General features: G+C 52.2%; 23 protein-coding genes and 1 riboswitch. All 23 genes read left to right on the plus strand.

From position 1 onward, the window contains the following. Nucleotides 1-109 precede the first annotated feature (109 nt). A complete protein-coding gene (locus ACFQ0N_RS05710) occupies nt 110-1,408 on the plus strand; it encodes an ABC transporter substrate-binding protein (RefSeq protein ID WP_379323717.1) in 1,299 nt (432 codons plus the stop codon). Between the two features lie 31 nt (nt 1,409-1,439). Continuing rightward, a complete protein-coding gene (locus tag ACFQ0N_RS05715; protein ID WP_379323719.1) occupies nt 1,440-2,270 on the plus strand; it encodes a sugar phosphate isomerase/epimerase family protein in 831 nt (276 codons plus the stop codon). A gap of 42 nt (nt 2,271-2,312) precedes the next feature. Further along, nucleotides 2,313-3,395, plus strand: coding sequence for a Gfo/Idh/MocA family protein (locus ACFQ0N_RS05720; RefSeq protein ID WP_379323721.1), 1,083 nt, complete (start codon nt 2,313-2,315; stop codon nt 3,393-3,395). A 163-nt stretch (nt 3,396-3,558) separates the two neighbouring features. After that, complete coding sequence (locus ACFQ0N_RS05725; RefSeq protein WP_379323723.1) at nt 3,559-4,356, plus strand: inositol monophosphatase family protein; 798 nt, start codon at nt 3,559-3,561, stop codon at nt 4,354-4,356. A 229-nt stretch (nt 4,357-4,585) separates the two neighbouring features. Further along, nucleotides 4,586-4,771, plus strand: coding sequence for a hypothetical protein (locus ACFQ0N_RS05730; protein WP_379323725.1), 186 nt, complete (start codon nt 4,586-4,588; stop codon nt 4,769-4,771). Between the two features lie 303 nt (nt 4,772-5,074). Next, nucleotides 5,075-5,334, plus strand: a riboswitch (cobalamin riboswitch). A 794-nt stretch (nt 5,335-6,128) separates the two neighbouring features. Beyond that, a complete protein-coding gene (locus tag ACFQ0N_RS05735) occupies nt 6,129-7,175 on the plus strand; it encodes an ABC transporter substrate-binding protein (protein ID WP_379323727.1) in 1,047 nt (348 codons plus the stop codon). Then, nucleotides 7,176-8,213 (plus strand): FecCD family ABC transporter permease, encoded by a 1,038-nt coding sequence (locus tag ACFQ0N_RS05740; protein WP_379323729.1) that lies wholly within the window; start codon nt 7,176-7,178, stop codon nt 8,211-8,213. After that, entirely contained in the window at nt 8,210-8,992 is a 783-nt protein-coding gene (locus tag ACFQ0N_RS05745; RefSeq protein ID WP_379323731.1) for an ABC transporter ATP-binding protein, read from the plus strand. The genes ACFQ0N_RS05740 and ACFQ0N_RS05745 overlap by 4 nt, the downstream gene beginning before the upstream one ends. 30 nt (nt 8,993-9,022) lie before the next feature. Then, nucleotides 9,023-10,081: a nicotinate-nucleotide--dimethylbenzimidazole phosphoribosyltransferase gene (cobT, locus tag ACFQ0N_RS05750; protein ID WP_379323733.1), complete on the plus strand. Its 1,059-nt coding sequence runs from the start codon at nt 9,023-9,025 to the stop codon at nt 10,079-10,081. 20 nt (nt 10,082-10,101) lie between these two features. Next, nucleotides 10,102-10,680: a bifunctional adenosylcobinamide kinase/adenosylcobinamide-phosphate guanylyltransferase gene (gene cobU / locus ACFQ0N_RS05755; RefSeq protein WP_379323735.1), complete on the plus strand. Its 579-nt coding sequence runs from the start codon at nt 10,102-10,104 to the stop codon at nt 10,678-10,680. Further along, nucleotides 10,677-11,672 (plus strand): adenosylcobinamide-phosphate synthase CbiB, encoded by a 996-nt coding sequence (gene cbiB, locus ACFQ0N_RS05760; protein ID WP_379323737.1) that lies wholly within the window; start codon nt 10,677-10,679, stop codon nt 11,670-11,672. Before cobU ends, cbiB begins: the two co-directional genes overlap by 4 nt. Then, complete coding sequence (cobS, locus tag ACFQ0N_RS05765; protein ID WP_379323739.1) at nt 11,651-12,475, plus strand: adenosylcobinamide-GDP ribazoletransferase; 825 nt, start codon at nt 11,651-11,653, stop codon at nt 12,473-12,475. Before cbiB ends, cobS begins: the two co-directional genes overlap by 22 nt. A gap of 13 nt (nt 12,476-12,488) precedes the next feature. Next, the gene (gene cobD / locus ACFQ0N_RS05770) at nt 12,489-13,619 is read left to right on the plus strand and encodes a threonine-phosphate decarboxylase CobD (protein ID WP_379323741.1); all 1,131 of its coding nucleotides are present in this window, start codon (nt 12,489-12,491) and stop codon (nt 13,617-13,619) included. After that, nucleotides 13,616-15,193, plus strand: a complete 1,578-nt coding sequence (locus ACFQ0N_RS05775) for a cobyric acid synthase (protein WP_379323743.1) — start codon at nt 13,616-13,618, stop codon at nt 15,191-15,193. The genes cobD and ACFQ0N_RS05775 overlap by 4 nt, the downstream gene beginning before the upstream one ends. Continuing rightward, nucleotides 15,174-15,902: an adenosylcobinamide amidohydrolase gene (locus ACFQ0N_RS05780; protein ID WP_379323745.1), complete on the plus strand. Its 729-nt coding sequence runs from the start codon at nt 15,174-15,176 to the stop codon at nt 15,900-15,902. Before ACFQ0N_RS05775 ends, ACFQ0N_RS05780 begins: the two co-directional genes overlap by 20 nt. 196 nt (nt 15,903-16,098) lie before the next feature. Next, on the plus strand, nt 16,099-17,508 hold the full coding sequence (locus tag ACFQ0N_RS05785) for a response regulator transcription factor (RefSeq protein WP_379323747.1): 1,410 nt from the start codon (nt 16,099-16,101) through the stop codon (nt 17,506-17,508). Beyond that, on the plus strand, nt 17,505-19,268 hold the full coding sequence (locus tag ACFQ0N_RS05790; RefSeq protein ID WP_379323749.1) for a sensor histidine kinase: 1,764 nt from the start codon (nt 17,505-17,507) through the stop codon (nt 19,266-19,268). The genes ACFQ0N_RS05785 and ACFQ0N_RS05790 overlap by 4 nt, the downstream gene beginning before the upstream one ends. A gap of 143 nt (nt 19,269-19,411) precedes the next feature. Next, nucleotides 19,412-21,067, plus strand: coding sequence for an extracellular solute-binding protein (locus tag ACFQ0N_RS05795; protein WP_379323751.1), 1,656 nt, complete (start codon nt 19,412-19,414; stop codon nt 21,065-21,067). Nucleotides 21,068-21,143: 76 nt separating this feature from the next. Further along, on the plus strand, nt 21,144-22,034 hold the full coding sequence (locus tag ACFQ0N_RS05800) for an ABC transporter permease (protein ID WP_379323753.1): 891 nt from the start codon (nt 21,144-21,146) through the stop codon (nt 22,032-22,034). A 19-nt stretch (nt 22,035-22,053) separates the two neighbouring features. After that, nucleotides 22,054-22,938: a carbohydrate ABC transporter permease gene (locus ACFQ0N_RS05805; protein ID WP_379323755.1), complete on the plus strand. Its 885-nt coding sequence runs from the start codon at nt 22,054-22,056 to the stop codon at nt 22,936-22,938. Between the two features lie 115 nt (nt 22,939-23,053). Continuing rightward, the gene (locus ACFQ0N_RS05810; protein WP_379323757.1) at nt 23,054-24,760 is read left to right on the plus strand and encodes a fibronectin type III domain-containing protein; all 1,707 of its coding nucleotides are present in this window, start codon (nt 23,054-23,056) and stop codon (nt 24,758-24,760) included. A 344-nt stretch (nt 24,761-25,104) separates the two neighbouring features. Further along, nucleotides 25,105-25,188, plus strand: coding sequence for a putative holin-like toxin (locus tag ACFQ0N_RS05815; RefSeq protein ID WP_379324285.1), 84 nt, complete (start codon nt 25,105-25,107; stop codon nt 25,186-25,188). 455 nt (nt 25,189-25,643) lie between these two features. Beyond that, nucleotides 25,644-25,904 carry a helix-turn-helix domain-containing protein gene (locus ACFQ0N_RS05820; RefSeq protein WP_379323759.1) on the plus strand — a complete coding sequence of 87 codons (261 nt, stop codon included), beginning with the start codon at nt 25,644-25,646 and terminating at the stop codon, nt 25,902-25,904. Nucleotides 25,905-25,997: the final 93 nt, after the last annotated feature.

Raw genomic sequence — 25,997 nt, forward strand, 5'->3', positions numbered from 1 at the left:
GCACAAATTTGTCCACCTAAACGGTCAATGCCATGAGTGTTCGCGTAAAAACGATTATTCTATAATCATCGTGTAAACGTTTCTACAATACTGACGGGAGGTTGGCAACATGAAACGGATTAGTAAAATTACAGGGATGTTACTGCTGACCAGCGCGATGCTGGCAGGCTGCGGTGGTGGCGGGGGGAATGCAGGAACGGAGCCGAAAGAAAACGGAGAAGCGGCAGCCGGCAAAGAAGTCACCATAAAAATTATGAATTTCAAAGTGGAAATTGCCCAGGAGTTTACTAAATTAAAAGAAGAATATGAAAAAAGCCATCCTGGCATCAAACTGCAGGTCGATACGATGCTGGGAGGAGACGACTACAATACCCAGTTAAAGGCGAGATTCGCTTCGGACGAAATGCCGGACATTTTCAATAACGAAGGCTATTCGCAAATGGATCCGTGGGTGGAGCATTTGGAGGACTTGTCCGATCAGCCTTGGGTAAGCGATGTCATCGATATTGCCAAAGAACCGACGGCCCGGGACGGCAAAGTGTACGGCATGCCGATGAATCTGGAAGGATTGGCTTTTCTGTATAACAAGGATTTGTTTGCAAAAGCCGGCATCGCCAAGCTGCCAACCACATTGAGCGAGCTGGAAGAGGCGGCCAAAAAGCTGGAGGCGGCAGGAATCACACCTTTTATCAACACCTTTGACAACTGGTTCGGGCTCGGGTTCCACGCGCTCAACAATCCGATGGCCAAACAGCCCGATCCGAACGCATTTATTAAGGGCTTAAATGACGGAACGGCGACATTTACGGGCAACGCCATTTATGAGGATTGGACGAAGCTGTTCGATCTGATGATCAAATACGGCAATAAAAATGCGCTTACGACCGATTACAACAACGCGTCGACGCAATTTGCCACCGGTCAGGCGGCCATCACCCAGAGCGGAAACTGGATTCAGCCGGTCTTCGACAAAATAAATCCCAATTTGAATGTCGGCGTATTCTCGATGCCGATTAACGATGATGCGGCATTGAACGATAACGTGTTTGTCGGTGTGGCGAACAACTGGGTGATCTATAAAGACTCTCCGGTCAAAAAAGAAGCGAAAGAGTTTTTGAATTGGCTGGCGACGTCCGATACCGGAAAAACGTATTTAACGAAAGAATTCAAGTTTATCCCGGCCTTCAAATCGATTAAAGCGGATCCGACGGGAGTCGGCAGTATCGGCGCAGAGATTACGAAGTATATCGAGCAGGGCAAAGTGCTGGGCTGGCACTGGGCGAAATACCCGGACGGCTTTGCTCAAGAAAGCGGCGCTTCGATGCAGAAGTATGTCGCCGGAAAAATCAATCGCGATCAGCTATTAGGCGAATTCCAGGCTGCCTGGGACAAGATGAAAGCGAAGTAAGGCTCATATTAATTATAGGAGGTTTTATCGGATGACTACATTATCGTTAGGTTTGCAGCTGTATTCCGTAAGAGACGAATTGCAAAAGGATTACTGGGGAACTTTAGAAAAATTGGCTGCGATCGGCTATAAAAATTTGGAAATTGCCAACCATAATGCCGACGCGGGGCTTGAACCCGACGCCTCCGAGCTGCGCAAACGTCTGGACAAGCTAGGCATGCGGGTCGTCTCCAGCCATATATCCCCGCTCGACCGGCATGAAGAAATTATCGCCTACAACCGGGAGCTTGGAAGCACGGCTGTCGCCTGCTCGATCGCCTTTTTTAAAAACAAGCGGGATGTGCTCGATTTTTGCCAGCAGTTGAACCGTTATGGCGAAGTGTATAAAAAAGGCGGCCTGAACTTTTATTTCCATAATCATTTTCAAGAGTTTCAAAAATTCGACGGGCAGTACATTTTGGATATCATCCTCGAAAATACGGATAAGGATCTCGTGAAAATCGAGTTTGACACGTATTGGGCCGTACGCGGCGGCGTAGACCCGATCGCTTATTTGCAGCAGCTTGGCGACCGGTGCGATCTCGTCCATCAAAAAGATTTGCCGGCCAGCGCGCAACCCGTCAACTTGTTCGAAGTCGTGGGCGAAGAAGAAATTACGTTCGAACGGTTTGTTACTTTGCCGGTGCCAGAGCATTTCGCCGAAGTCGGCGAAGGCGTGCTGGACATCCCGGCGATCATTCGCACGGTGAGAGAAATTGGCGCGGCAAAATATATATTCGTCGAGCAGGATTTAACGAGCCGCAACCAGCTGGAATCCGTCGAAATCAGCTTCAACAATATAACCCGGCTGTTGAATGCTTGACAGGGCCCGATTATAATAGAGGTCGGAAAGGAGAGAGGACGAATGAGAAAAGTAAAAACGGGCATCATTGGCTGCGGAAATATAAGCAGCATCTACTTGGAAAATACGACCCGGATGTTCGATTCGCTAGAGGTTTGCGCCGTAGCCGACCTCGACATGGAGCGTGCGCGGGCAAAGGCGGCAGAATACGGCGTTCCCCGGGCTTGTACAGCCGAGGAGCTGCTGGCCGATCCGGACATCGAGCTTGTCATTAATTTGACGGTGCCGCAAGTCCATGCAAAAGTTTGTTTAAGCGCGCTTGAGGCAGGCAAGCATGTGTATGTGGAGAAGCCTCTGGCTGTCAGTATGGAGGACGGCAGGAGCATACTTGAGCTGGCGAAGGCGAAAGGATTGCTGGTCGGCGCGGCTCCGGACACCTTCCTTGGAGGCGGAATTCAGACGTGCCGCAAGCTGATCGACGACGGCTGGATCGGAACGCCGGTGGCCGCGACGGCATTTATGGCTTCCCGCGGTCCGGAAAGCTTTCATCCCGATCCCGATTTCCTCTATCAGCCGGGCGCCGGGCCAATGTTTGACATGGGGCCGTATTATTTGACCGCGCTCGTGAATCTGATCGGTCCGGTCCGCCGGGTAACCGGCTCCGCCCGGATCACCTTTCCGGAACGGATCATTACAAGCGAGCCGCGGGCCGGCCAGCGCATCAAGGTGAATACGCCGACCCATATCGCCGGCGTGCTGGATTTCGATAACGGGGCGATCGGCACGATGATCACCAGCTTCGATGTCGGGGCTACAAGCTTGCCGTATATTGAGATTTACGGCTCCGAAGGAACGCTGAAAGTGCCTGATCCGAACACATTCGGCGGTCCGGTGCTGCTGCGCCGGCTCGGAGCGGAGGAATGGACGGAAATGCCGCTTTCGCACGGTTTTGCGGGCAATAGCCGCGGACTCGGCGCCGCCGATATGGCGGAGGCGATCGCTTGCGGCGGACAGCACCGGGCGAGCGGTGAGATGGCGTACCATGTGCTGGAGCTTATGCACGGCTTCCATATCGCCTCTGAACAAGGCAAGCATTACGAAGTGCAAAGCAGCTGCGCACGTCCGGCATTGCTGCCGATGAAATAATTTTAGCTCTATACTCAGTGGAAAGCGTTCGTACACATTCAAATCTGTACGGACGCTTTTTTGTGCTTGATAGGGGACGTCCAAACTTGTATTCTTTTTCTATATAGTATTAGCAATTTTCTGTCTGTTAGCTTCATTACTCTTGATCTGCAAAGGAGATTAAATGGAAAAAGCGAGAAAAGTAGCCATTATGGCGGCAAGGGATGCGGGCAAACTCGCCAAGGATCGTTTTTTACAGGAAATGAGCATTACTGAAAAAGGGGATACTGGAGATCTTGTCACGGTAATCGATCAACTCGCGGAGAAGCGTATTATTGAGCTAATAAGAGCGGATTTTCCCGATCATTCAATCAGGGGTGAAGAATTTGGCTTGTCGGGAGCAGACGGCGTGAGCGATTGGCTGTGGCTGGTTGACCCGCTCGACGGTACGAACAACTATGCACTAGGCATCCCGATGTACGGGGTATCGATCACATTGATGCATAAGCAGAATACGGTCCTTGGCGTAATCTATGATTCGCATCTGGATCAGTTGTACGTGGCAGAGGAAGGGCGGGGAGCCCTGCAAAACGGGAAGCTGCTTACGATTAAATCTCCACCGCTGTTTCATAAACTGACTGTGGGCTGGATACAGGGCCATGTGGTGCAGAAAAATGCTGAAGCCGCGGCAATCAAGCATCGGCTGGAAGCTGAGGTGAAGAGAGTCATCAGCCTCTGGGCGCCGTCTCTATTATGGTGCATGCTGGCAAGAGGCGATATTCAGGGCATTGTACTCTACAACTCAGAAGGCGAGGATTTGTACGCAGGCCTGCTTCTGGCGAGAGAAGCAGGCGCATGTATTGTCGATTTTCAAGGCGTGGATTTCACCGGTACCAGTAATGAACCTTATTTGATCGCCTGTCATCCTGATCGGAAAGATTCCTTTGTCCGGCTGGTAACAGCTTGCAAGAGCAGTTTATAAGGAAGCTGGCCGCGGCTATCAATTAATATAAAAATGTAATCGCCTCTCAGCTTGGAATGCGAGTTTGCACGTGGAAATAACGGGCGCATTGAAATACATGCCACAGAACACTAACCTATTTCCAGGACAAGGAAGAATATGGTATGCTGCTCGAAGTGATTCGCCAGTTCTCAGATCTTTCTGATCGGCTTGGAATTTACGGATCAACGTAAATGGAGGGCTAGTACCGATGGGATTACTGTTTAAAATCTGCCGTTCGGTTCACGAGCATGACGAATATACGGCGGAAGTAGTGGACCATGATGTCGAGCATGAACGCGATGATTCGCCGCAAGACCAGCAGCAATTACTTGAGCTTCTTTCTCCATCGTCAGACACGACATCGGAAGTCGAGGGCAAGCCTCGCTCGAGGTGAGCCGCACCAGGCACTCCGGATCGCAATAGCGAACGGAGTGCTTTCTTGATTTTACCTGTTCAATCGATTCCGAGGCTTAATTGGCCTGCGCATTGCGATGAAGTTTACTTCATAACTGGCGGAGATAAGCAACGTTTGACAGAAGAAGCAAAGCGGATGTTTTTAGGCAATTAAGTTGAGATAGGCCGGTTCGCAAGGATAATCTAGACAACCCGACTCGGGAATGATATAGTAACAGATGCATATGAATCAATTTCATAGTATATAGGTCAAAATGATTTGTTTTGCCTATGTTTATGGCTCTAATTTCATACGATTACAGGTGCTGCAAGGTTGTCATCCGGGATCGGAGCAACCGTTCAGCTTAATAGGGAAGACCGGTGCAAAGCCGGCACGGACCCGCCACTGTAAGGAGTGTCTGACGCGAGGCGCAGCTGATGCAGCTTGAGCTTGCGGCGGACGAAAGCGGCAACGCCAAATCACTGAAGCTTGTGACCGGCTTTGGGAAGATGTTGCCCGCAATTGCTCCAAGTCAGGAGACCTGCCTGTACTCATAAAACGCTACCTACGCGGATTTAGGAGGTGTTGGAGACTGGCTGTCATTTGGCCTGAGCTGACTCGCATGGGCGCGGGCGGGCTTTTTGGCGAGCGGCCGATGTTCTGCGGAACATATTGCATTTCCGGCACCCGAAGGGTGCCTTTTTTGATTTTATAGAATTGGTAAGCTTCGCTCGATAAGTTCTATAAAATTTTTAGGGAAAGAAACTTGCTTCGCGCCAAAGACGACGTCAGCCGTTTTTTCTCACTAAATAAGAATTTACGAAGCGGGTTTGTTAGGGAAACCTTTAGGTCGCTCACCCTCGAAGGACTTCGATAGAAGTTTTTCTCACATTTCTGAACGGAACACTACTCTAACGGATGTCACGGACGCTATTTTCGAAAATTCGACCGATTTGAAATTGTAACGGAACTGTGCGCCGCTATTTGATGATTAGGAGCACGATTTCGTAAGAAAACGTCCCATTAAGAGCGCTCGCTTCCGTTAGATTTTAAAAAAGAGTGTTATTGACGAAATAACGTCTGCAGCTTCCATTAGATGAAACTGCTTTGAAGCATCTGGAGTGTGGAGCCGCTGCTTGATCTAAGGGCGGAAAAGAAGCGCCCGAATGCATTTTGTGCAACAATTGTGCCACGTACAAGTCACGGTCAGCCACTTCCCCTGCTCAATTATGAATTTGACTTAAACGGGGATAATTGCTGCAGTTATTGGCCAGAAACAGAAGCCGCGGTCCGCTCATGGTCTTCTAAGGGCCGCTTTGCCTCACGTTTACACAAATTAAGGGAGTCGATGAAAGAAATGAAACGGAATTATACTTTTTCCTGGGTAAAAACGGGCCTCGTTGTTATGCTGACGGCGATGATTTTGGTGCTGGCAGCTTGCGGCGCGAAATTGGAGCAGCCGGCCAATAACAGCGGGAACGCTGGTAACCAGCAGACACAAGCGGGCGCTTCCGGCAACAAAGAGACTGACAACGCAGAAAAAGCCGATGAGCCGTCCGGGGAACCTGCTGCTGCGTCGACGGCATACCCGCTATCGATCAAGGACGCGACGGATACAGAGCTGGTCTTTGAGGCTGCTCCGCAAAAAGTCGTGACGCTGCTGCCGAGTGAGACGGAAATTATGTATGCCATCGATGCCGGCGCCGAGCTGGTTGGCGTAGATGATTTTTCCAACTATCCGGAGGATACGGCAACAAAAACGAAAGTTGGCGGCATGGAAGCGAATATTGAAGCGATAGTCGGGATGAAGCCCGATCTCGTGCTTGCCAGCTCTTCGATGAACAAGCCGGTCATTGACAAGCTGCGCGAGCTGAATGTCAAGGTCTATGCCAGCGATCCGAAAACCTATGACGCCGTAGTCGAGAAAATCGGCACAATCGGCCAAATTATGGACAAAGCGGCCAAAGCCGCTGAAGTGCAGGAGCATATGAAGGATGCCAAAAAGCAGGTTGAGGATGCGGTAAAGGATGCAGCGAGACCAAAGGTATATCTAGAATTTTCTCCGGGCTGGACTGTCGGCAAGGGCGAATTTCTTGACGAGCTGATTACAATCGCCGGCGGCACAAACATTGCCGAAGAAACAAGCTGGTATGAGATCGATCCGGAGCAAGTGATCAAGCAAAACCCGGATGTTATTATTTATGCGTCAATGACAGTAGCCGAAGGGGAAACAAATCCGATTCTGGATGCCATTCAAAAGCGACCGGGCTGGGATACAATTCAGGCGATGAAGGATAAAAAGCTGTTTGAAGTGGATCAGGATCCGTTGGTGCGTGTAGGCCCGCGTCTTGCAGAAGGCTTGCTTGAAGTGGCTAAAAAGCTGCACCCGGAACTTGTGAAGTAGATGCGGTTCAAATTGTACTTTTTTGGAGGAGCAGCGATGCTCCTCCTTGGCGCTTCTGTCGTCATCAGCCTGTCGATCGGCTCGGCGTCTTTGCCGCTGGGCGAAGTATGGGGCATCCTGCTGGGCATGCTGCCTTGGCGGGACGCGGCTGCCGGCGAATGGGACGCCAGCTCGGTCGCAATCGTCACGCAGGTCCGGCTGTCGCGTGTATTGCTGGCTGTGCTTGTCGGCGCTTGTTTGTCGCTTGCCGGAGCGGGCTTTCAGGGCGTGCTTCGCAACCCGCTTGCCGATCCGTTTACGCTTGGCGTCGCCTCGGGTTGTTCGGTCGGCGCCGCATTTTTAATTTTGTTTGGCTACCAGAGCGTTGTCGGCATCTGGACGATTCCGATCGTTGCCTTTGTCACGGGAATGGTTACTTTGGTTATCGTGTTTACGCTCGCGAGGGCCAGAGGCGCGATGAATGTAGAGACGCTTATTCTGTCCGGCGTCATCGTGCAAGCTTTTCTCGGCGCATTCGTCTCGTTCATGGTATCGCTCTCGGCCGGCGTCGTCAATGAGATTATGTTTTGGCTGATGGGCAGCCTGAGCAGCCGCGGCTGGGAGCATGTGCAAATTGTGCTGCCGTTTTTAATCGTGGGCCTGCCGATCCTTATCCGTTATGCGCAGCCGCTTAACTTATTTATTTTCGGCGAGCGCCATGCCGCGCATATGGGCATTCACGTCGAACGGACGAAGCTGATCGTGCTGCTCACCTCGACCTTACTGACGGCTGTCGCCGTTTCCGTCACCGGCGTTGTCGGCTTTGTCGGACTGGTCGTGCCGCATCTGATCCGCTTGCTGGTCGGGCCGGATTATCGGCTGATTATCCCGCTGTCGGCAATTGGCGGCAGTATTTATTTATTGTGGGCCGATACGCTGGCGCGGACGGCGCTGAGCCCGAAGGAAATTCCACTTGGCGTCGTAACGGCATTGATTGGCGCGCCGTTTTTTGCTTATTTGCTGTATCGGCGTAAAATGAAGCAAGGAGGAGCGGCATGATCGAAGCGAAGGCAGTGACAAAGCTTATCGACGGCAGACCGGTGTTGTCCGGCATCAGCTTTCAAATGCCGGAGGGCGCGATGTACGGCATCATCGGGCCTAACGGCGCGGGCAAGTCAACGCTGCTGCGGCTAATGTCGGGCGTGGACGCTCCGACTGAGGGCTCGCTGACTTTGCATGGGAAGGCTGCTTCGTCATACGGGCGCAAGGAGCTGGCAAGATGGCTGGCCGTGCTGCAGCAGGGCGGGCTCGATCCGGCGGGCTTCACGGTGAAGGAAGTGCTGGCTATGGGCCGCTATCCGTTCCAAAATTGGCTCGGCGAGGAGAAAAAGGATGCGGAGCCGATTATAGCGGACGCGCTGCGGCTGATGGGCCTGACCGCGCTTGCAGAGCGCAAGCTCGACCAGCTGAGCGGCGGGGAAAGGCAGCGGGTTGCGCTGGCCAAAGTGATGGTGCAGGAGCCGCAATTGCTGCTGCTTGATGAGCCGACGACTTTTTTGGACATTGGTTATCAGGTCTCTTTGCTTGATACGGTAAAGCAGTGGCAGCAAGAAAAGAAGCTTACAGTAGTGGCTGTCCTGCATGACCTCAATTTGGCCGCGCATTACTGCGATTTTTTGCTGGTGCTGAACCAGGGCCGGATCGAAGCGTTTGGCAGGCCGGAGCAAATTATTGAGCCGGAGCTGATCGCGCAAGTGTATGGCGCCAAAGGTGTTGTCGTGCGGCATCCGGTGACCGGCGTACCGCAATTGCTGCTGCAGCCGTCCGGTCCGGGTTAAGAAGCGTCATGCTGGAAGGGAAGGGCTTAGATGAAGGAACAACAATTGTATGAAATCATTGCGCGCATCGCCCCAATGAATGTCATGGCGATGGAAGCTTCGGAACAATATTCGAATACGCTGACAAAGCCGCCCGGGAGCCTTGGCAAGCTGGAGGCGATTGCCCGGCAGGCCGCTGGAATAACCGGCGAATTGGCGCCGGACTGGTCGCGGCGCGCCGTTATTGTAATGGCGGGTGATCACGGCGTATGCGAGGAAGGCGTCAGCGCCTTTCCCGCTGAAGTAACGCCGCAGATGGTAGCTAATTTTTTGGCCGGCGGCGCGGCAGTCAATGTGCTGGCTCGCCAAGCAGGAGCAGACGTCTATTGCGTCGACGTCGGCGTCAACGCGGAGCTGGCTGATCATCCTTCCTTGCGCCGCTGCAAGGTGCGGCCGGGAACGGCCAATATGGCGCGCGGCGCGGCGATGGAGCGGACGGAAGCGCTGCAGGCGATTGCCGCCGGCATTGCGATCGTGGACGAACTGGCTGACAAAGGCTACCGGCTGTTCGCGACAGGAGAGATGGGCATCGGCAATACGACGGCGAGCGCGGCTTTATGCACCGTACTGGCGAATATCACGGCTGAAGATGCAGTCGGGCTGGGGACAGGCATTTCGGAGGCGGCCAGAAAACATAAGATCGAAGTGGTGCAGCGAGCCATTGCCGTCAATGAGCCGGATGTCGCGGACGTGCTCGGAACGCTGGCCAAGCTGGGCGGGCTGGAAATTGCCGGTCTTGCCGGCGTCATCATCGGTGCTGCTTCGCGCGGCTGTCCCGTTGTCATCGACGGCTTCATAGCGAGCGCCGCAGCGCTCGTTGCCGGCAAACTGGCGCCTGCCGCGATCCCTTATATGCTAGCCTCGCATTTGTCGCATGAGCAGGGTCACCGCAAGCTGCTGGCGGCGATCGGCCTGTCGCCGATGATCCATTTGGACATGCGGCTCGGAGAGGGAACGGGGGCAGTGCTGTGCTTTCATTTTATCGATGCGGCGCTGCTTATTATGCGCGAGATGGCAACCTTTGAAAGTGCCGGCGTATCTAATCAATAAGGCGAGCGGGGGACGGCGACATGGCGATTTTGATTACTGGCGGCGCACGCAGCGGCAAGAGCGATTTTGCCGAACAGTATGCGATGCAGTTGACTGGCAAGGGCATCTATATTGCAACTTCGCAAATTTGGGATGAAGAAATGAAGGATCGTGTTGCGCTGCACCGCAAGGCGCGTGCCGCTTCCGGTTATGCATGGGAAACGCTCGAGGAGCCTTACGAGCTGGCGGCTGCGCTGCGCAGTTTGCAGGAGCGGGGCAGGCAGGAGGGCAATTATCCGTCTGTGCTTGTGGATTGCCTCACTTTATGGCTGAGCAATTGGCTGCTGCGTCTCGAGCAGGAGGCTGATGGCGCTAATCAGCTGGCTGGCGTGACGGATGAGCTTGTCGCCGCAGTCGCCGCTTACGAAGGGCCGCTGCTGCTCGTGACCAATGAAGTTGGCAGCGGGATTGTCCCGGCCTATCCGCTCGGCCGAAAGTTTCGCGACGCGGCAGGCAGACTGAATCGCCGGCTGGCGGCCGTATGCACAGAAGCTTATCTTGTCGTGGCCGGCATACCGCTTGATTTGAAAAAGCTGGCGTTTCAATTGGAGGAACGATGATTTTTTATTCCTTGCAAGAAATTTTGCTGCTTACAGCCGCGGCCATCGTTATCGATTGGCTGGTCGGCGATCCGAAATGGCCGACGCATCCGGTCATTTATATCGGCCGGCTGATCCGCTTTGTTGAAGGGCTGCTCTTCCCGGCGGCGGAAGGCGGATCGCCGGCTATGACCGGCAAAGCGCTGCGCAGCCGCGGCGTGCTGCTGACTGCTGCTGTAACGGTGTGCAGCGGCACCCTCATGTGGGCGATTGTCGCTGCCGCGCAGTGGATTCATCCTTGGCTCGGCTACGGGCTTTCGGCCTGGTTTATATCGACGACCATTGCGGTCAAAGGGCTCAAGGACGCCGCGCTGCTGGTCTATCAGCCGCTTGTCGCCGGCGATTTGCTGGAAGCACGCAAATATGTCGGCTATATCGTCGGTAGAGATACAGCCGCAATGGACGAACGCGACGTCACGCGCGCCACGGTGGAAACCGTTGCCGAAAATATCGTCGATGCTTTTGTATCGCCGATTCTGTACGCCCTGCTTGGCGGGGCGCCGCTTGCGATGCTTTATCGTTCGGCAAATACGCTCGATTCGATGGTCGGCTATAAAAATGACCGCTATCTTCATTTCGGCTGGGCATCGGCACGCTTTGACGATCTGCTGAACTATATTCCGGCACGCTTAAGCGGCCTTCTACTTGTAGTGACCGGGCTGCTGTACCCGGCGCTGTCCGCCAAACGTTCGCTGCTCTCCATACTCAAATTTGCCCGCCTGCATCCGAGCCCGAACAGCGGGATACCCGAATCGGCTGTAGCCGGGGCGCTTGGCATCGAGCTGGGCGGACGAAATGTTTATTTTGGCAGGGTAAGCGAACGCGCGCGGCTTGGCTGGCCTTTGCGGCCGCTCGCAGTCCGGGATATTATATCAGCCGTAATGATGCTGTATACGGTTAGTGCGCTATTTTTCATGGGGGTGACGGCCGGATGGCTGCTCGTATACTGGTGAGAGAATTGCAAGCGTTTGGCGCAGCTCTGCAGCTGCTTACACGTATTCCGATACCGGCGGCGATTCCGTTTACATCGCAGGTGCTTGCTCGCAGCACAGTCTATTATCCTGTAGTGGGCCTCATGATCGGCCTCATCTCCGCTGCTGCCGGGATGCTGCTTATGCATCTGTTCCCGCCGCTTGTTGCCGCCGTTTTCGCCTTAATCATCTGGGTGGCGCTAAGCGGAGCGCTGCATCTCGACGGCTTGATGGACACGGCGGATGGTGTGCTTAGCCACCGTTCGCGCGAGCGGATGCTGGAAATTATGAAGGACAGCCGTGTAGGCGCAATGGGCGTAATCGCGGCTGTTTTGCTGCTTTTGCTTAAGTTTGTGCTTTTGTATGAGCTGCTGGGCGAGTATGCCCGGGGCACGGTTTATATTTGGCTGGTGGCCGCTTGTATTTGGAGCCGCACCTGGATGGTTGCGGCAATTGCCATCTGGCCTTCCGCCCGCGGCAATGAAGGCATGGGTGCGCTGCTGGCCGGTACGGGGAAAAAGCATCTGTCGGCCGCCGTATGCATTGCGGCCTTGCTGACCTTCGCTCTGCTGTACTTGTCCGATTTTCCGCCTGGAAGTTCACTGCTCTTTTTGTTCTGCAGTATGTGCGCGGCGGGGATCGCAGGAGGCGGCATTGCCTGGCAGCTAAACCGCAAGCTTGGGGGCTTGACTGGCGATACATATGGAGCGATGAATGAAATGGTCGAATGTGTGCTGCTGGCTGCGGCCCTAGGCTGGCTTCACTGTGATTATATCGTTTGGTAAAGGAGTGGCTTAAGTGACGAAAGGACAACAACAACTGCTGGAACGGTACGGTCATGGCGGAGATTTGACGACTGCTTCAGAAGTATATGGAAGAGATGCAGGACAATTTCTTGACTTTAGCGCCAATATGAATCCCTTCGGCCCGCCGCCATCTATAGCGGCTGTGCTGCGGCAATATGCGGAACATATTCAGCGTTACCCGGATCCGGCTGTCCGCCAATTGCGGGCTGAGCTCGGACGCATGCATCGGGTTGATCCGGATGCGCTGCTGGTCGGCAATGGCGCGGCGGAGCTGATTGACCTTACTTTTCGGGTGTTAAGACCGAGCGTAACTGTGCTTGCTGTACCTTGCTTTAATGAATATGCCGATGCGGCGCTGAAAAGCGGCAGTCAGCTGCGCACGATCGCGCTGACGCCGGACAATCACTTTCAGCTGCGGCCGGAGCAGCTCAAACAAATGCTGGCGGCGCTTAAAGAGGACGGCTTTGCCGCTGGCGATGCGCTCTGGTTTTTCGGATCGCCGAACAATCCGACCGGGCAGCTTGTCGCTCCTGAGCTGATCCGTGATTTGCTGCAAGCGGGCGAACGGGTTGTGCTGGATGAGGCGTTTATGGAATTTATTCCGGAGGCCGCAAGCTGCAGCTTGCTGGCAGAGGCTGCCGGAAGCAGGCAATTGATCGTCATTCGCTCGCTGACGAAGTTTTATGCGATTCCCGGTATTCGCTTGGGCTATATGGCCGCTCACCCTGACTTGATCAAGGAGCTCTGGGATTTGCAAATACCGTGGAGCGTCAATTCACTCGCCCAGCAGATCGGCGCTGCTGTACTGAACGAGCGCGACTATGAAGCGCGGACAATCGCGTGGTTGGCGCAGAAGCGCCCGCAGCTGGCGGGCCAACTTCAGGCGCTTGGCTTGCAGGTATACCAAGGAAAAGCCAACTATATTTTATTGTCGATTCCACTGGAAATGAATCTGACAGCCACACAGCTGCAGCAGGCGCTTGGCAGACGCGGAATTCTGATCCGCGACGCTTCCTTGTTCGACGGGCTGGATCAAACGTATTGCCGGGTTGCGGTACGCAGCGAGGCGGAGAATGCGCTTTTGATCACCGCGCTGGCGGATGTGCTGGAGGAGCGGCGATGAAGCAGGCAAAAACGATCATGCTGCAGGGTACGGCATCCGACGTGGGCAAAAGTGTGCTGACAGCCGCGCTCTGCAAAATACTGACTGACGATGGCTATCGGGTCGCCCCGTTCAAATCGCAAAATATGTCGCTGAATTCTTATGTCACCTGGGACGGGAAGGAAATCGGGCGCGCGCAGGGCATGCAGGCCGACGCCTGCCGCATACTGGCGACGACCGACATGAATCCGATCCTGCTTAAGCCTAAGCAGGATATGGTCTCGCAAGTTATTGTGCATGGCAAGCCGCTGGGCGACTTTGCAGCCAAAGTATACCGCGAGCAGATTTTGGCCGAGGCGGGCCCGATCGTCAAGGAAGCGCTTGGCAGGCTGCGCGCCGGGCATGATGTGGTCGTGCTCGAAGGGGCGGGAAGTCCAGCGGAAATAAACTTGAAGGATCGCGATATTGTCAATATGCGGGCAGCTGCCTGGGCGGACGCGCCGGTCATATTGGTCGCCGATATCGATCGCGGCGGGATGTTTGCTTCGATTGTCGGCACGCTGGAATTGCTGGAGCCGGAGGAGCGCGAGCGGGTATGCGGCTTTATCGTAAACAAATTCCGCGGCGACGTTTCCTTGCTGCAGCCGGGCCTCAATTGGCTGGAGCAAAAGACGGGCAAGCCTGTTCTCGGCGTCATTCCCTTTTTGCCCGATCTGGGCCTGGAGGATGAAGATTCGCTCTCGCTCGATACGAAGCTCCGCATGCGCGGGGACCGAGGCTCCATTCTTACCGGCCGGGAGCAGGTCGATCTCGCCATAATCCGCCTGCCGCATATTTCCAATTTTACTGATATTGATCCGTTCGCGCATGAAGCCGATGTGCATGTGCGTTTTATAACAAGTGCGGAAGAGTGGGGCGAGCCGGATGCTGTCATCCTGCCTGGCAGCAAAAATACAGTTGACGACCTGCTCTTCTTGCGCCGGAGCGGGCTGGCCGAACGGCTGCAGCAGTACAGGAAGCGCGGCGGACGAATCGTCGGCTTGTGCGGCGGTTATGAAATGATGGGGCGCAGGCTGCTTGACCCGCAGCATTCGGAATCCGATCGCGATGAGGCCGAGGCGCTCGGGTGGTTTCCGTTTGATGTGGCGTTCGCTGCGGAGAAGCGAACAGTGCGTGTTGCCGGAACGGTTGCGCTGCCGCAAATCGCAGGGCATTATGCGATCGAAGGTTATGAGATTCATACGGGGACGGTGCACTGGCTTGCCGGCAGCAGCGATGGCATTGTGCAGCCGATTACGCTTTTCTCCGGGCAAGCAGCAGAAGGAGTGCCTGAAGGCTGCGCGGCAGCGGATGGCAAAGTATGGGGAACGTTTGTGCACGGCATTATGGACAACGATCATTTTCGCCGCGCCTGGATAAATGCGCTGCGTCAAGCGAAAGGCTGGCAGCCGGCGGCAGGTGAGGTCCGGGTGCACGAACGGCGGGAGCTGGCATTCGTCCGGCTCGCGGAGCATGTCCGGCAGCATGCCGATATTGCCCGCATCAAGCGAATGATCGGATTGGAGGCAGAATGTAATGGCGATGCGTCAATTTAGCCAGCCGTTTCGGCGGCAGTCGCACTACGAGTCCAATGTATGGCCGGAGCTGTCGATCGTCTATGATGAGGAACGGATTGTGGCGGAATGCGGGGGGAAGCCGCTGCATTCGTTAAGCAGCGCGGTCTATGGCGGCGGTTTTCAATCGGTAAAGCGCATTATTAATTGGAAGGTGCCGCTGCATTATGACTGCAGCGATCCGATCGGCGATTTTCGCGCTATGCTGGCAGATTGCGGATATGAACCCGATTCGGCCGTCGGCTTTCTTACGGCGGCGAAGCTGACTCACGCTGCTTTCCGCGAGGAGAGTGGAGACCGGTTTGCGATCGTATGCATGTCGACAGCGGGCATCGGCAATGCGGCCCGTTCAGGAGTGGCGCGTCCGTCCTTCGCCGCGTACAAGCCGGGCACGATCAACACTTTTGTCCTGATTGACGGCGACATGACGCCATCTGCGATGGTGAACGCCGTTATTACCGCGACGGAAGCGAAAAGCGCCGCGCTGCAGGACTTGGACGTTACGGATACGCTGAACGGCTTGCCTGCCACGGGCACGACGACCGATGCGGTAACAGTGGCTGTAAGCCAGTCCGGCCGCTATGGCGTCAGGCATGACTATGCCGGCACGGCGACGACGATCGGCAATGCGATCGGCCGGCTTGTGTACGATACGGTGTACGGGGCAGTGATAACGCGGGACGAGTTGTAAAAGGAGGGGCTTGCTGCAGTTGATGCTGCAGCGGCTCTTTTTTATGCTTATTTACGAACTGTATAGTTTTTTTTATTATAATGGTGCGGGCCCTATTTTTCGTTTGTGTCCGGAATGGCATGAAAGCGCATTCCGCGGCTCATGTGCACGAACGATGATTGATAACACGAGTTGAAAGAAGACGGAGGTGGTTACTATGATAAAAGCGCTTATTGCGGATGATGAGAAGTTGGTGAGGATGGGTTTCATTTCCATGATGCCTTGGGAGAAATTCGATATTCGCGTTGTTGGCGAAGCCAACAATGGGAAGGCGGCACTGGACTTTATGCAGCGGCAGCAAGTCGACCTGCTGTTCGCTGACCTCACGATGCCTGTCATGAGCGGGTTCGAATTAATGAACCGGGTGCGAACGCTTTTTCCCGATACTTGGATCGTCGTGCTGACCTGCCATCAAGATTTTGGCTATGTCCAGGAAGCGCTGCGTATTGGCGCGATCGACTATATTGTCAAAACACAACTGGAAGTGGATAGCATGGAAGAGGTGCTGTCGCGAATTGTCGGGAGAATTAACTACGAATTAAAGACCAAACCCGCAACCGTTCCCGCAAAACAGGAATACACCATTGAAGGCGGATGGTTGTTCGTACATAGATCGGGAAAACCGGACGCGGAGTCGTTCGCCATGTTGCAAAGCTTGTATGGCAGCGCATGGATTGAAGCCGGTCAAGGGGCCTGGTTCATGCCGTGGAGCGTTGTCAACGGGGGGCAAGAGCAGCTTCTCCCGTTTGCATCGTTCGAAAATGGGTGGATCCTGATCAAGGTCCACGAAACAAAAGGATTTCCGGCTGCGATAATTGTTCGCACCTTGCAAAAGCAAATCCCTGCTTATCTTTTTTTCGAATATGAACCTGGCGGGAAAAATTACACTCTTTCCTTATCCTCTATTGCAAGGCTCGATATAGGAAAAATAGAACAAGAACAGATGGCTCTCTTTGAAGAATGGCAGTCCTTGAAATGGTTGTATGACGATGCCTTGTTCGCGACACTCTGCAGCTCCACGGCCCGCTTGAAGCCGGAAGCGGATCAACTCAGGCGGGAAATCCTCCTCGCTATACGCAAGTGCAGCATTTTGGCCAGCGAAGAGGAAATGAATTGCCTAATATTTCCACTCCCTTCTCTGCCGGATTGGTTCAGCTATGTGAACGGGTTAAAAGATATTCGCAAGTTCATTCAACAAAAAATGCAGAAAGTGCCGTACCTGCCTGATATTATTGTCGTTATGATCAACGCGCTCCACTATATAAACCAGACGGAAAATTTCGATCTAAGCCGCGACGATGCGGCAGCGAAATTCAACTTGAGCCAAGGTTATTTCAGTCAATGCTTCAAGGAAATTGTCGGCAAATCGTTCGGAGAATATTTACGGGAAAGAAAAATGGACAAAGCAAAGGAATTGCTTGTCCGCACAAATCTTCCCATTTATGCGATCGCCGAGCTAACAGGCTTTAAAGACGAGAAATATTTCAGCAAAATGTTCCGGGCCTTTATTGGTTTTAATCCCATGGAATATCGGAAAACAATGGACGGGAGGGGAAGCGAACCGTGAAGGAGGCAGTCTTCAAATCCCTCTTTTCTTCACTCAAAACGAGATTGATCGTCGTTCTGCTGTTGAATACGCTTATTCCGCTTATTCTCCTCGGGACAGTCTCCTATTCGTTCATTCAATCGATCTTCGAGAAAAAAATCGAAGGCGGGATACGCGATATGTTAAGGCAAACCAAGATTGGGCTCGAGAATGCGTTCAACAATATGGAGTACGCCTCCCTTCAGCTTTCGAGCGAAGGCAGCGTCGGCGAAAGGCTGGAGAGACTGTTGACATCGACGAGCGCCTTCGAGCAAATGCAAATTACGGAAGAGATCATGAAATATATCAATGTCGTCAATTTTTCCAATCCCAATCTTGGAATCCTCCTGTATTACTTCTCCCGGGACGAAGAGGTAAAGTTTCAAAGCATGATGGTTGATCCCCATTTCAATCTGCAAAAACTGCCCTTATTGTCGAGCGTTAAGGGCGAATTTTTTTATGGACCGCACCGGACGACGTACAGATACGGCAACAATATGGTGTTTTCATTAGCGAGACCTATCAAAATAAAAGGTTACGATCAAGATGCCGTTTACGTGTATATTGAAACGAATTTTAAGTTGTTCGAAGATCTGCTCAATCCGAACGTATACGGGATGAAAGCGACGCACCTGTTGTTAAATGAGCAAGGCGAAGTTTATTACAGCGACGACCAGCGGCAATTTCCTCCCGGCAGCGGAAAAGCACTTTCTCTCGAAACAAGCGGCAAGATGAATCTGGACGATTATTACTTATTTAAGGATCGAAGCGAGCAAGGATGGAGCATAGCCGTGGCGATCGTCAAACGGGATTTCTATAGCGGGTTCTACAAATGGTTGCTCACCTTCGGAGGGGTAAGCTTCCTTTGCTTATTCATCAGCATCCTGCTGGCCTTGTTGGTTTGGCGCTCTGTATACTGGCCATTAAAACAAATCCGAAAGGAAATTCATTTTATGGCGACCAGCGAATTCAGCAGAACGTTAAAGTGGACCCATATCAAGGAATTTGACCATGTACTTAACGAGTTCGATCAAACGAGAAAAAGAATTTACAGGCTGTTTGGGGAAATCCAGCAGAAAGAACGGGAGAAGGCGCAGCTGCAACTGGAGAAGCTCATGCATCAAATCAATCCCCATTTCATTCACAATACGTTGAATACGATCCAATGGATCGCGCGGATGAACGGACAGCGTGAAATCGATCGCCTGGTTTCTATCTTTACCCGGATTATTCATTACAATCTCGCCAAAGAAGGGGGAATCGTGCCGCTGCGGGAAGAAATTCAGGCCTTGGAGGACTATGTGACTTTACAGCAAATTCGGTATGACCATCTATTCGAAGTTCGTTTCCACGTCGAAGACCGGCTGATGAACGTCTGCATTCCGAGATTTATTCTGCAGCCGCTGATCGAGAACGCCCTATATCACGGTTTGGGCGATCAAGACGGTTCCATCGACTTGAGCATTGACGAGCAAGAGGGCTATCTGATTATTCAGGTCAAGGATAATGGCGCCGGCATGTCGGAAGCGGAAGTTGTCCGATTGTTTTCCGATGAGCGAAACGAACATAGAAAAACCGGTATCGGTATCGGGTTGAATTATGTGTATCGCATGATCAAGGCTCATTACGGGGAGGAGAGCCAATTTCATATCGACACCCGAATTGGACAAGGAACCGTCATTACGTTGCGTATTCCTCTGCAGCACGCGAATGGCGGCGGAAAACCGTCATTCGAGGTATGAATACGGTCACAATTCCTCCCAATGCCGTTGGAATGACAAGTTCAGTATCTTTTTCCTACCACCATCGACGCTTTTCCCTCTCGTTTCAAGCGGTCTCAAAAGTATGATGTTAGTGTAACCAAAACTAAAATGGGGGAGAGCAAATGAAGGCAAAAAGGTTGGCGTTTACTCTCGCGGCAGTCATGGCGTTTGTTACGGCATGCAGCAGCAATGAAGGGACGACAGATACGGCATCGAAAACCGGTCCATCCGTAAGCGGTGCGAGCGACGCCGTGCAATCTGGACCGTTCGACCGGTATGATCAGCCGGTAACTCTGACTTTAGGAAAGATGGTAAGCACGCAAAATACGAACTTGCCAAGCGGAGATACGGTCGATAAAAACGAATATTACCGCTATATCGAGAAGAAGCTTAATGTCAAAGTCACGCACGATTGGCAGGTGGAAACGCCGGATGCGTACGCGCAAAAGCTTTCGGTTTCGATTGCCAGCAGGCAGCTCCCGGACGCTTTCATTGTGGACGAGAAACAGCTTCATCAATTGGTTGAAGCCGATTTGATCGAGGATCTTACCCAAGTGTACGCAACTACGGCCAGCCCCTTGGTCAAGAGTTACTACGAATCGTACGGAGATCGGGTATTAAGCAGGGCTACATTCGACGGAAAGCTGATGGCTTTTCCGGATACACAAATCGCGGGCCAACATATTCTAACATGGATCAGGCAGGACTGGCTCGATAACTTGAAACTAAAGACGCCCGAAACACTCGATGAACTGGCGGCAGTCGCCAAGGCGTTCGTCGAAAACGATCCGGATGGGAATAATCGCAAGGATACGTATGGTTTTGTAGGTTCCTCCGCGCTATCGGGATGGGGTACGTTCTTCGGGTTCGATCCGATTTTTGGGGCGATGCACGCTTATAGAGGCCAATGGCTGCGCGATGCATCGGGGAATGTCTCCTACAGCTCGATTCTTCCGGAAATGAAGATAGCATTGGCCAAGCTTCATGAATTCTATCGCGACGGCATATTGGACAAGGAGTTTGCGATTCGCGGCGATCAGAATGAATTGGTCGCCAGCGGCAAAGTAGGCATTGTATTCGCGCCTTGGTGGATTCCTTATGCCGCGTTTGCGGATACGATCAAGAACGATCCGAAAGCGGAATGGATACCGCACTCCGCTCCTCTCGACGCTGATGGGAAGTTTAACATTTACGATCAAAATCCGACCGCCAAGTTCTTGGTTGTAAAAAAAGGATACGCCCACCCGGAAGCGATCGCCAAAGTATTGAACGTGGAGTATGAGGGAATGCGCGGGCGGGATCCGGAGTCCAGAGATATTTATAAAGGCATGAACGTCAGTTGGACGAATTGGCCGTTTAACCTACAGCTCGATTTTGAAAACATCGTTTACGATTCCTACCTGGAGCTGAAGAAGGCGTTGGACGCCAAGGATCCTTCCTCGCTAAACGAACAGTACAAACCATGGTACGAAGCGGTGATGAAAAACAATCAAAATCCGAAAAAGGACGTAGCTGCCTGGGCCGAAGCGACCGCAAGAACATTCGCCGCCCCGGAAACCAAATCGGACAAAATCGATATCGTTCGCAACGTGTTTTTCGGCCAAACAAAATCGATGGAGTTGAAATGGGCGACTTTGCAGAAGCTGGAAAGCGAGACGTTCCTGAAAATCATTCTCGGCGAGGAGCCGGCCGATAAGTTCGATGACTTCGTGAAAGATTGGAAGCGCCTCGGCGGTGATCAAATTACGCAAGAAGTGGCAGATGCTATCCAGAAATAGCCGCTTCCTATAAGACGGGCGCTCGGTGAGAGTACCGGCGCCTTGTCTATTTTATTAAGATTGAAGGTGAGCGTTCATGAAAAACAAGGGTGTGTGGATGAACTATCATCTCATGCTGCTGCCGGGGACGATACTGTTATTTATATTCAACATCATTCCGATGTTCGGCATCGTCATCGCTTTCCAGAACTTTATCCCGGGAAAGCTGATCTGGAAGCAGAATTGGACAGGTTTGGACAACTTTCTGTTTATGCTGCAAATTCCGGACAGCCGGCAAGTTTTTTTAAACACCGTGATCATTGCTTCAATGAAGATTGTCCTTGGCATTGCGGTCCCAGTCGCTTTCGCCTTGTTGCTTCATGAGGTGCGTTCGCGCTGGTTCAAACGCTGGGTGCAGACGATCGTCTATTTGCCCCATTTCATGTCCTGGGTTATTTTGTCAGGCATTATCCTAACGCTTTTTTCGCTGGACGGGATCATCAATCAAATCGTTGCTTTATTCGGTGCGGAACCGATCATGTTTATGGCCAGCAATACATGGTTCAGACCCATTATCGTTGCGAGCGATATATGGAAAGAGTTTGGCTTCGGCACGATCATTTATTTGGCCGCATTGACGGGGATTAATCCGGCGCTCTACGAAGCGGCCGAAATCGACGGCGCAAGCCGCTTGCAAAAGCTGCGTTACATTACTTTGCCCGGCATTACAACGACGATCGTTCTGCTGTCGACCTTAAGCCTTGGCAATATTTTAAATGCAGGGTTTGACCAAATCTTTACGATGTATAATCCGTTAGTTTACTCTACGGGCGATATCATCGACACCTATGTGTACCGCCTCGGCTTGATCCAGATGCAATACGGATTAGCAACAGCGATCGGACTGCTCAAATCCGTTATCGCTATTATTTTGATCGTGATCTCCTACAGGTTGGCATACAAATTTGCGAATTATCGAATCTTTTAGGTTGGAAGGGGGATCCATTGTGGTAAGGTCGCATAGTCTTGGCACCCGAATAGCAGATACCATCATCGTGGTGTCCTTGACCGTTATTGTCCTGATATGCTTGTATCCGCTATGGTACACGATCATGCTTTCCCTTAGTGACAAAGCGGCCGCTAATGCCGGCTTGGTTCGTTTTTGGCCTGTTGGTTTTAACTGGTCGTCATATCGCATCATTTTGGAAGACGCTCAATTTTTCCGGGCATTCGGCGTTTCGGTGCAAAGAGTGCTGCTCGGCGGGGCCATTAATATGATGCTTACAGTGTTGATGGCTTTTCCTTTATCCAAAGTGTTTCCCGGCAGAAACGCGTATATGTGGTATATGGTGTTCTGCATGCTATTTTCCGGCGGTCTTATCCCTGCTTACATCGTCGTTACTTCGCTTGGATTGCAAAACAGCATTTGGGCGTTGATCGTTCCGGGTGCGGTACCGATCTTTAATGTGATTTTGGTGATGAATTTTTTTCGTAATCTGCCAAAAGAATTGCATGAGGCCGCTGTTGTCGATGGTGCGGGCCCCTGGTACACGCTGCTTCGGATCAATATTCCGTTATCGCTGCCGGTGCTTGCGACGGTGACGTTGTTCAGTATCGTCGGCCACTGGAATTCGTTCTTCGACGGTTTGATCTATATGAGCAAACCCGAGTATTATCCGCTGCAGACGTACATTCAGCAATTGATCGTGGTCGTCGATCCGGAGCGTTTGCAAGGCTTGTCGACAGATGAATTGATCCAGCTGATGAAGGTGTCGAACAAGACGTTAAACGCCGCCAAATTGGTCGTCGCGATGGTTCCCATTTTGCTCATTTACCCGTTTCTCCAAAAATATTTCGTGCACGGGATCGTTCTCGGGTCGGTGAAAGAATAGCGAGGGGAGGGAGGATGAATCATGGACTTCAAACCGTGTGCATCCGCGTATGAAAAATATCATATACGGCTGCCTTTAATGCAGTGATAACGTTTATTTGAGGAGGATGGTGGAAATGAGAAAATACAGATTCGTTCATGTACCCGTCGCACTGTTCTTATTGCTCGCATTGATTTTCTACAGCGGTCCGACGGCTTACGGCGAAACCGTCGGTGCCGGGCTGCCCGATTCGTCTAAACGAACGTTGGTGTTCAACATCGATCAAAGCTTCGGCAACGGCATTGTCGTTCATAACGACCAGGTGGCGTTGCAGCGCATGATTGACGCTGTGAGGCCGTTGAAAGCCCGCTATAATGTGTATTTATTATTGAACCCGATGGTCAAAAACAAGGAAAATCTCCGGGCTGTATTGGACACGTTGGCGGCCAATGACATGTCGTTCATCTTGGAAGCGGTGTCTTCCGACGCCGAAACGTTAGGGAGCTGTACAATGGATACCTTCAACAATCCTGCGGATCCTTATCACGGGGTTACCGCTTCGGTAGACGAATTGGCCGGATACAAAAGTCGCTACGGAGATCATTTTGCCGGGCTGCGCATCTTCGAGCTGTTTGGCCTCGATTGGACGATTCGGGCGGTAAAAACGACGGATCCGGATTGGGCTTTACCATGCTGGAAAATACCGGAAGACGATTTCTTCCAGCCGGATTTGGCCGAACCGTATTTGGCGTTCGCCGATCAGCACAACATGTTCGTCCAATGGTCCGACTCGCACTGGTATACGCTTAGGACATGGGATGCTCCGCAAGTGGAGAACGAGCAGCAGCTGTCGGAGTTGCTCAGCAAATATCCGGGTCGGGTGATTGTCTCCTACGCCAACAACGAAGGGGGCAGGCCAGCGAACAGAATCGACAATTGGGCGAGTGCAGTCCAAGGGTTTGTCGATAAGGGGGCAGCGGGGTATGGCTTATCCGACCAGTCGTGGGAATGCGGCTCCAGCGAAGTTACTTGCCCTGTTTCGTATATCCTCGATTGGGCATTGAGCGGATTAAATCAGGGAGCGTCTTTCGTTCAATTCGAACCGAGTTGGTATTTCTTTCAACTCCCTAAGGGTTCATTCGGATCTTATGATTACACAACCTCGCCGGAATGGGTGAATCGGGGTTACCCGACAGCGAATTTTAATACATTGTTCGATGCGCTGATGCAAGAGGCGGCCTGGCCTGCGTCCAGCGAGCTGACAGCGGCGGATATTACGGAATCCAGCGCAACGTTGAACTGGACCGCCACACCGAACGCTTCGTACTACAAGATTTATCGCGACGGCGTCGAACTGGCTGCGATAAACCGATCGTCCACCAGCTTTCAGGTGACGGGCCTGACGCCGGAGGCTCGATACATCTTCAAAGTGGAAGCCGGGGACGCGGCCGGCGCATGGACCGCGAACGGCCCGTCGGTTGCGGTAACGGCCGCGAAAGAAAAACCGGTATTCCGATTCGAACAGCTTCATTTTACCGACTCGGACGGTCATGAGCTTGCTGAATTGCCGAAGAAAGGATTTGTCCAGGCGAGCGCCAGGCTGACCAACATTTCTCCGATCGACCGTACGGGAACCGTCGTTCTGGCTTTGAAAGACGAGAACCATCGCGTACTCCAGTTGATGTTCTTCGATCAGAAGCTAGCAGCAAATTCCGGCCAACAAATCGGCGGCGGCTTTCAGCTTCCGGCCAATGTGAAAAAGCTGTATGTCGAGCTTTACGTCAGCAATGGCGTGAACGGCACCAAGCAACTTTCCGAAGTTGTCCGGTTTCCCGGCAAGTAGAGCGATTGAAGCTCGCGAGACGCGGGTTAGGGACTGTGACAGGTTGTCGTTAGGCAGCTGTCACAGTCTTCTTGTGCGCTTGGCAACGCAACCGACTTAGGAGTGTAAATCTCCATTATTTCGCGAGTGGCGGAAGTATATAGCTGACGCATAGTGCGTAGTCCATAAGGATACATGCGGAGGATGGGAAGGCAAAACTCATACGTAACAAAGATCTTAAATGATGCTTCGCTGACTTTATTTGTAATCGTTTTCAAAAGAAAGTTCTTTTATTGTATGAACTTAGCATATTATATATTACAACTGACCTGCTTTATAGGGGTGGCGGGACGGGAGGTGAGAGCATGAGCGTGAATGAAGCGTTGTTCCTAATGATATCGTTCGCCACCTTGGTCGTTGCTATGCTTGGTTTCCATCATAAGAAATAGACCCTCCGGTGAAAGAAAAGGTCTACTTCTTACCATTCGGACAATACCCTTTAAAGTAGGCTGTTGTACCGGGAGTCGGATGCCACCGGCTCCTTTTTTTATTTTATAGAATTTATATGTATCACTTGATAAATTCTATAAAATTTTGGGGAAGAAACTTGCCTCGCGCCAAGTACGGCGTCAGCCGTTTCTTCTCGGTACACAAAAATATAGTATTCGGCACGGATTCGAAATATGCGTTTCTTGCAGCGTTTTAAAAACGACGCGTTATTACGCAGTCTAAAGCAGATGCCAAGGTTGCGAAACGTACTGTCTGTGCTGTGGTCATTTAATCATAAGCAATATATAAGTTCAAGAAAAGAACATCCCCTGCATTAATAAAGGAAGGAATTACCTCCCACGGCTGTTGATACATATATATATTAGATAGCCAAAGTCGACGGGAGAGAAAGGGGATGGATCACCAACGAGACATCAATGAATTAGAACGCCGAATGAAGAAAGAAAAAGATCGCCGAATGTTCGAGCGCTATCAGGCCGTGTATCTTTATACGCAAGGCAAGACACGGAAAGAGATTGTAGCGATCATTGGTCGCAATGAAAAAACGGTTTCGAAGTACATTCGAGCGTTTCAAGACGGTGGTGTCGACGGACTTCAAATGAATCATTCTCCCGGTGCGTCGCGGCGGCTGACGCCTTTGCCTCAGTCTGGATGATGACCATCTCCCGGAGTTTCTTTAGTTGAACTTATATAGCAAGTTCTGTGTTGATGGTTGAGAGAAAAATTAACCAAAAGAGGTCGTCTTTAA

This window comes from Paenibacillus sp. GCM10027626 (genome assembly GCF_042676285.1).
GTDB lineage: Bacteria > Bacillota > Bacilli > Paenibacillales > Paenibacillaceae > Paenibacillus_Z.

What these genes read in the sequence shown, in the direction of transcription:
- ACFQ0N_RS05710 (WP_379323717.1), top strand. Translation starts at nt 110, where the DNA reads ATGAAACGGATTAGTAAAATTACAGGGATGTTACTGCTGACCAGCGCG.
- ACFQ0N_RS05715 (WP_379323719.1), top strand. Translation starts at nt 1,440, where the DNA reads ATGACTACATTATCGTTAGGTTTGCAGCTGTATTCCGTAAGAGACGAA.
- ACFQ0N_RS05720 (WP_379323721.1), top strand. Translation starts at nt 2,313, where the DNA reads ATGAGAAAAGTAAAAACGGGCATCATTGGCTGCGGAAATATAAGCAGC.
- ACFQ0N_RS05725 (WP_379323723.1), top strand. Translation starts at nt 3,559, where the DNA reads ATGGAAAAAGCGAGAAAAGTAGCCATTATGGCGGCAAGGGATGCGGGC.
- ACFQ0N_RS05730 (WP_379323725.1), top strand. Translation starts at nt 4,586, where the DNA reads ATGGGATTACTGTTTAAAATCTGCCGTTCGGTTCACGAGCATGACGAA.
- ACFQ0N_RS05735 (WP_379323727.1), top strand. Translation starts at nt 6,129, where the DNA reads ATGAAACGGAATTATACTTTTTCCTGGGTAAAAACGGGCCTCGTTGTT.
- ACFQ0N_RS05740 (WP_379323729.1), top strand. Translation starts at nt 7,176, where the DNA reads ATGCGGTTCAAATTGTACTTTTTTGGAGGAGCAGCGATGCTCCTCCTT.
- ACFQ0N_RS05745 (WP_379323731.1), top strand. Translation starts at nt 8,210, where the DNA reads ATGATCGAAGCGAAGGCAGTGACAAAGCTTATCGACGGCAGACCGGTG.
- cobT (WP_379323733.1), top strand. Translation starts at nt 9,023, where the DNA reads ATGAAGGAACAACAATTGTATGAAATCATTGCGCGCATCGCCCCAATG.
- cobU (WP_379323735.1), top strand. Translation starts at nt 10,102, where the DNA reads ATGGCGATTTTGATTACTGGCGGCGCACGCAGCGGCAAGAGCGATTTT.
- cbiB (WP_379323737.1), top strand. Translation starts at nt 10,677, where the DNA reads ATGATTTTTTATTCCTTGCAAGAAATTTTGCTGCTTACAGCCGCGGCC.
- cobS (WP_379323739.1), top strand. Translation starts at nt 11,651, where the DNA reads ATGGCTGCTCGTATACTGGTGAGAGAATTGCAAGCGTTTGGCGCAGCT.
- ACFQ0N_RS05775 (WP_379323743.1), top strand. Translation starts at nt 13,616, where the DNA reads ATGAAGCAGGCAAAAACGATCATGCTGCAGGGTACGGCATCCGACGTG.
- ACFQ0N_RS05780 (WP_379323745.1), top strand. Translation starts at nt 15,174, where the DNA reads ATGGCGATGCGTCAATTTAGCCAGCCGTTTCGGCGGCAGTCGCACTAC.
- ACFQ0N_RS05785 (WP_379323747.1), top strand. Translation starts at nt 16,099, where the DNA reads ATGATAAAAGCGCTTATTGCGGATGATGAGAAGTTGGTGAGGATGGGT.
- ACFQ0N_RS05795 (WP_379323751.1), top strand. Translation starts at nt 19,412, where the DNA reads ATGAAGGCAAAAAGGTTGGCGTTTACTCTCGCGGCAGTCATGGCGTTT.
- ACFQ0N_RS05800 (WP_379323753.1), top strand. Translation starts at nt 21,144, where the DNA reads ATGAAAAACAAGGGTGTGTGGATGAACTATCATCTCATGCTGCTGCCG.
- ACFQ0N_RS05810 (WP_379323757.1), top strand. Translation starts at nt 23,054, where the DNA reads ATGAGAAAATACAGATTCGTTCATGTACCCGTCGCACTGTTCTTATTG.
- ACFQ0N_RS05815 (WP_379324285.1), top strand. Translation starts at nt 25,105, where the DNA reads ATGAGCGTGAATGAAGCGTTGTTCCTAATGATATCGTTCGCCACCTTG.
- ACFQ0N_RS05820 (WP_379323759.1), top strand. Translation starts at nt 25,644, where the DNA reads ATGGATCACCAACGAGACATCAATGAATTAGAACGCCGAATGAAGAAA.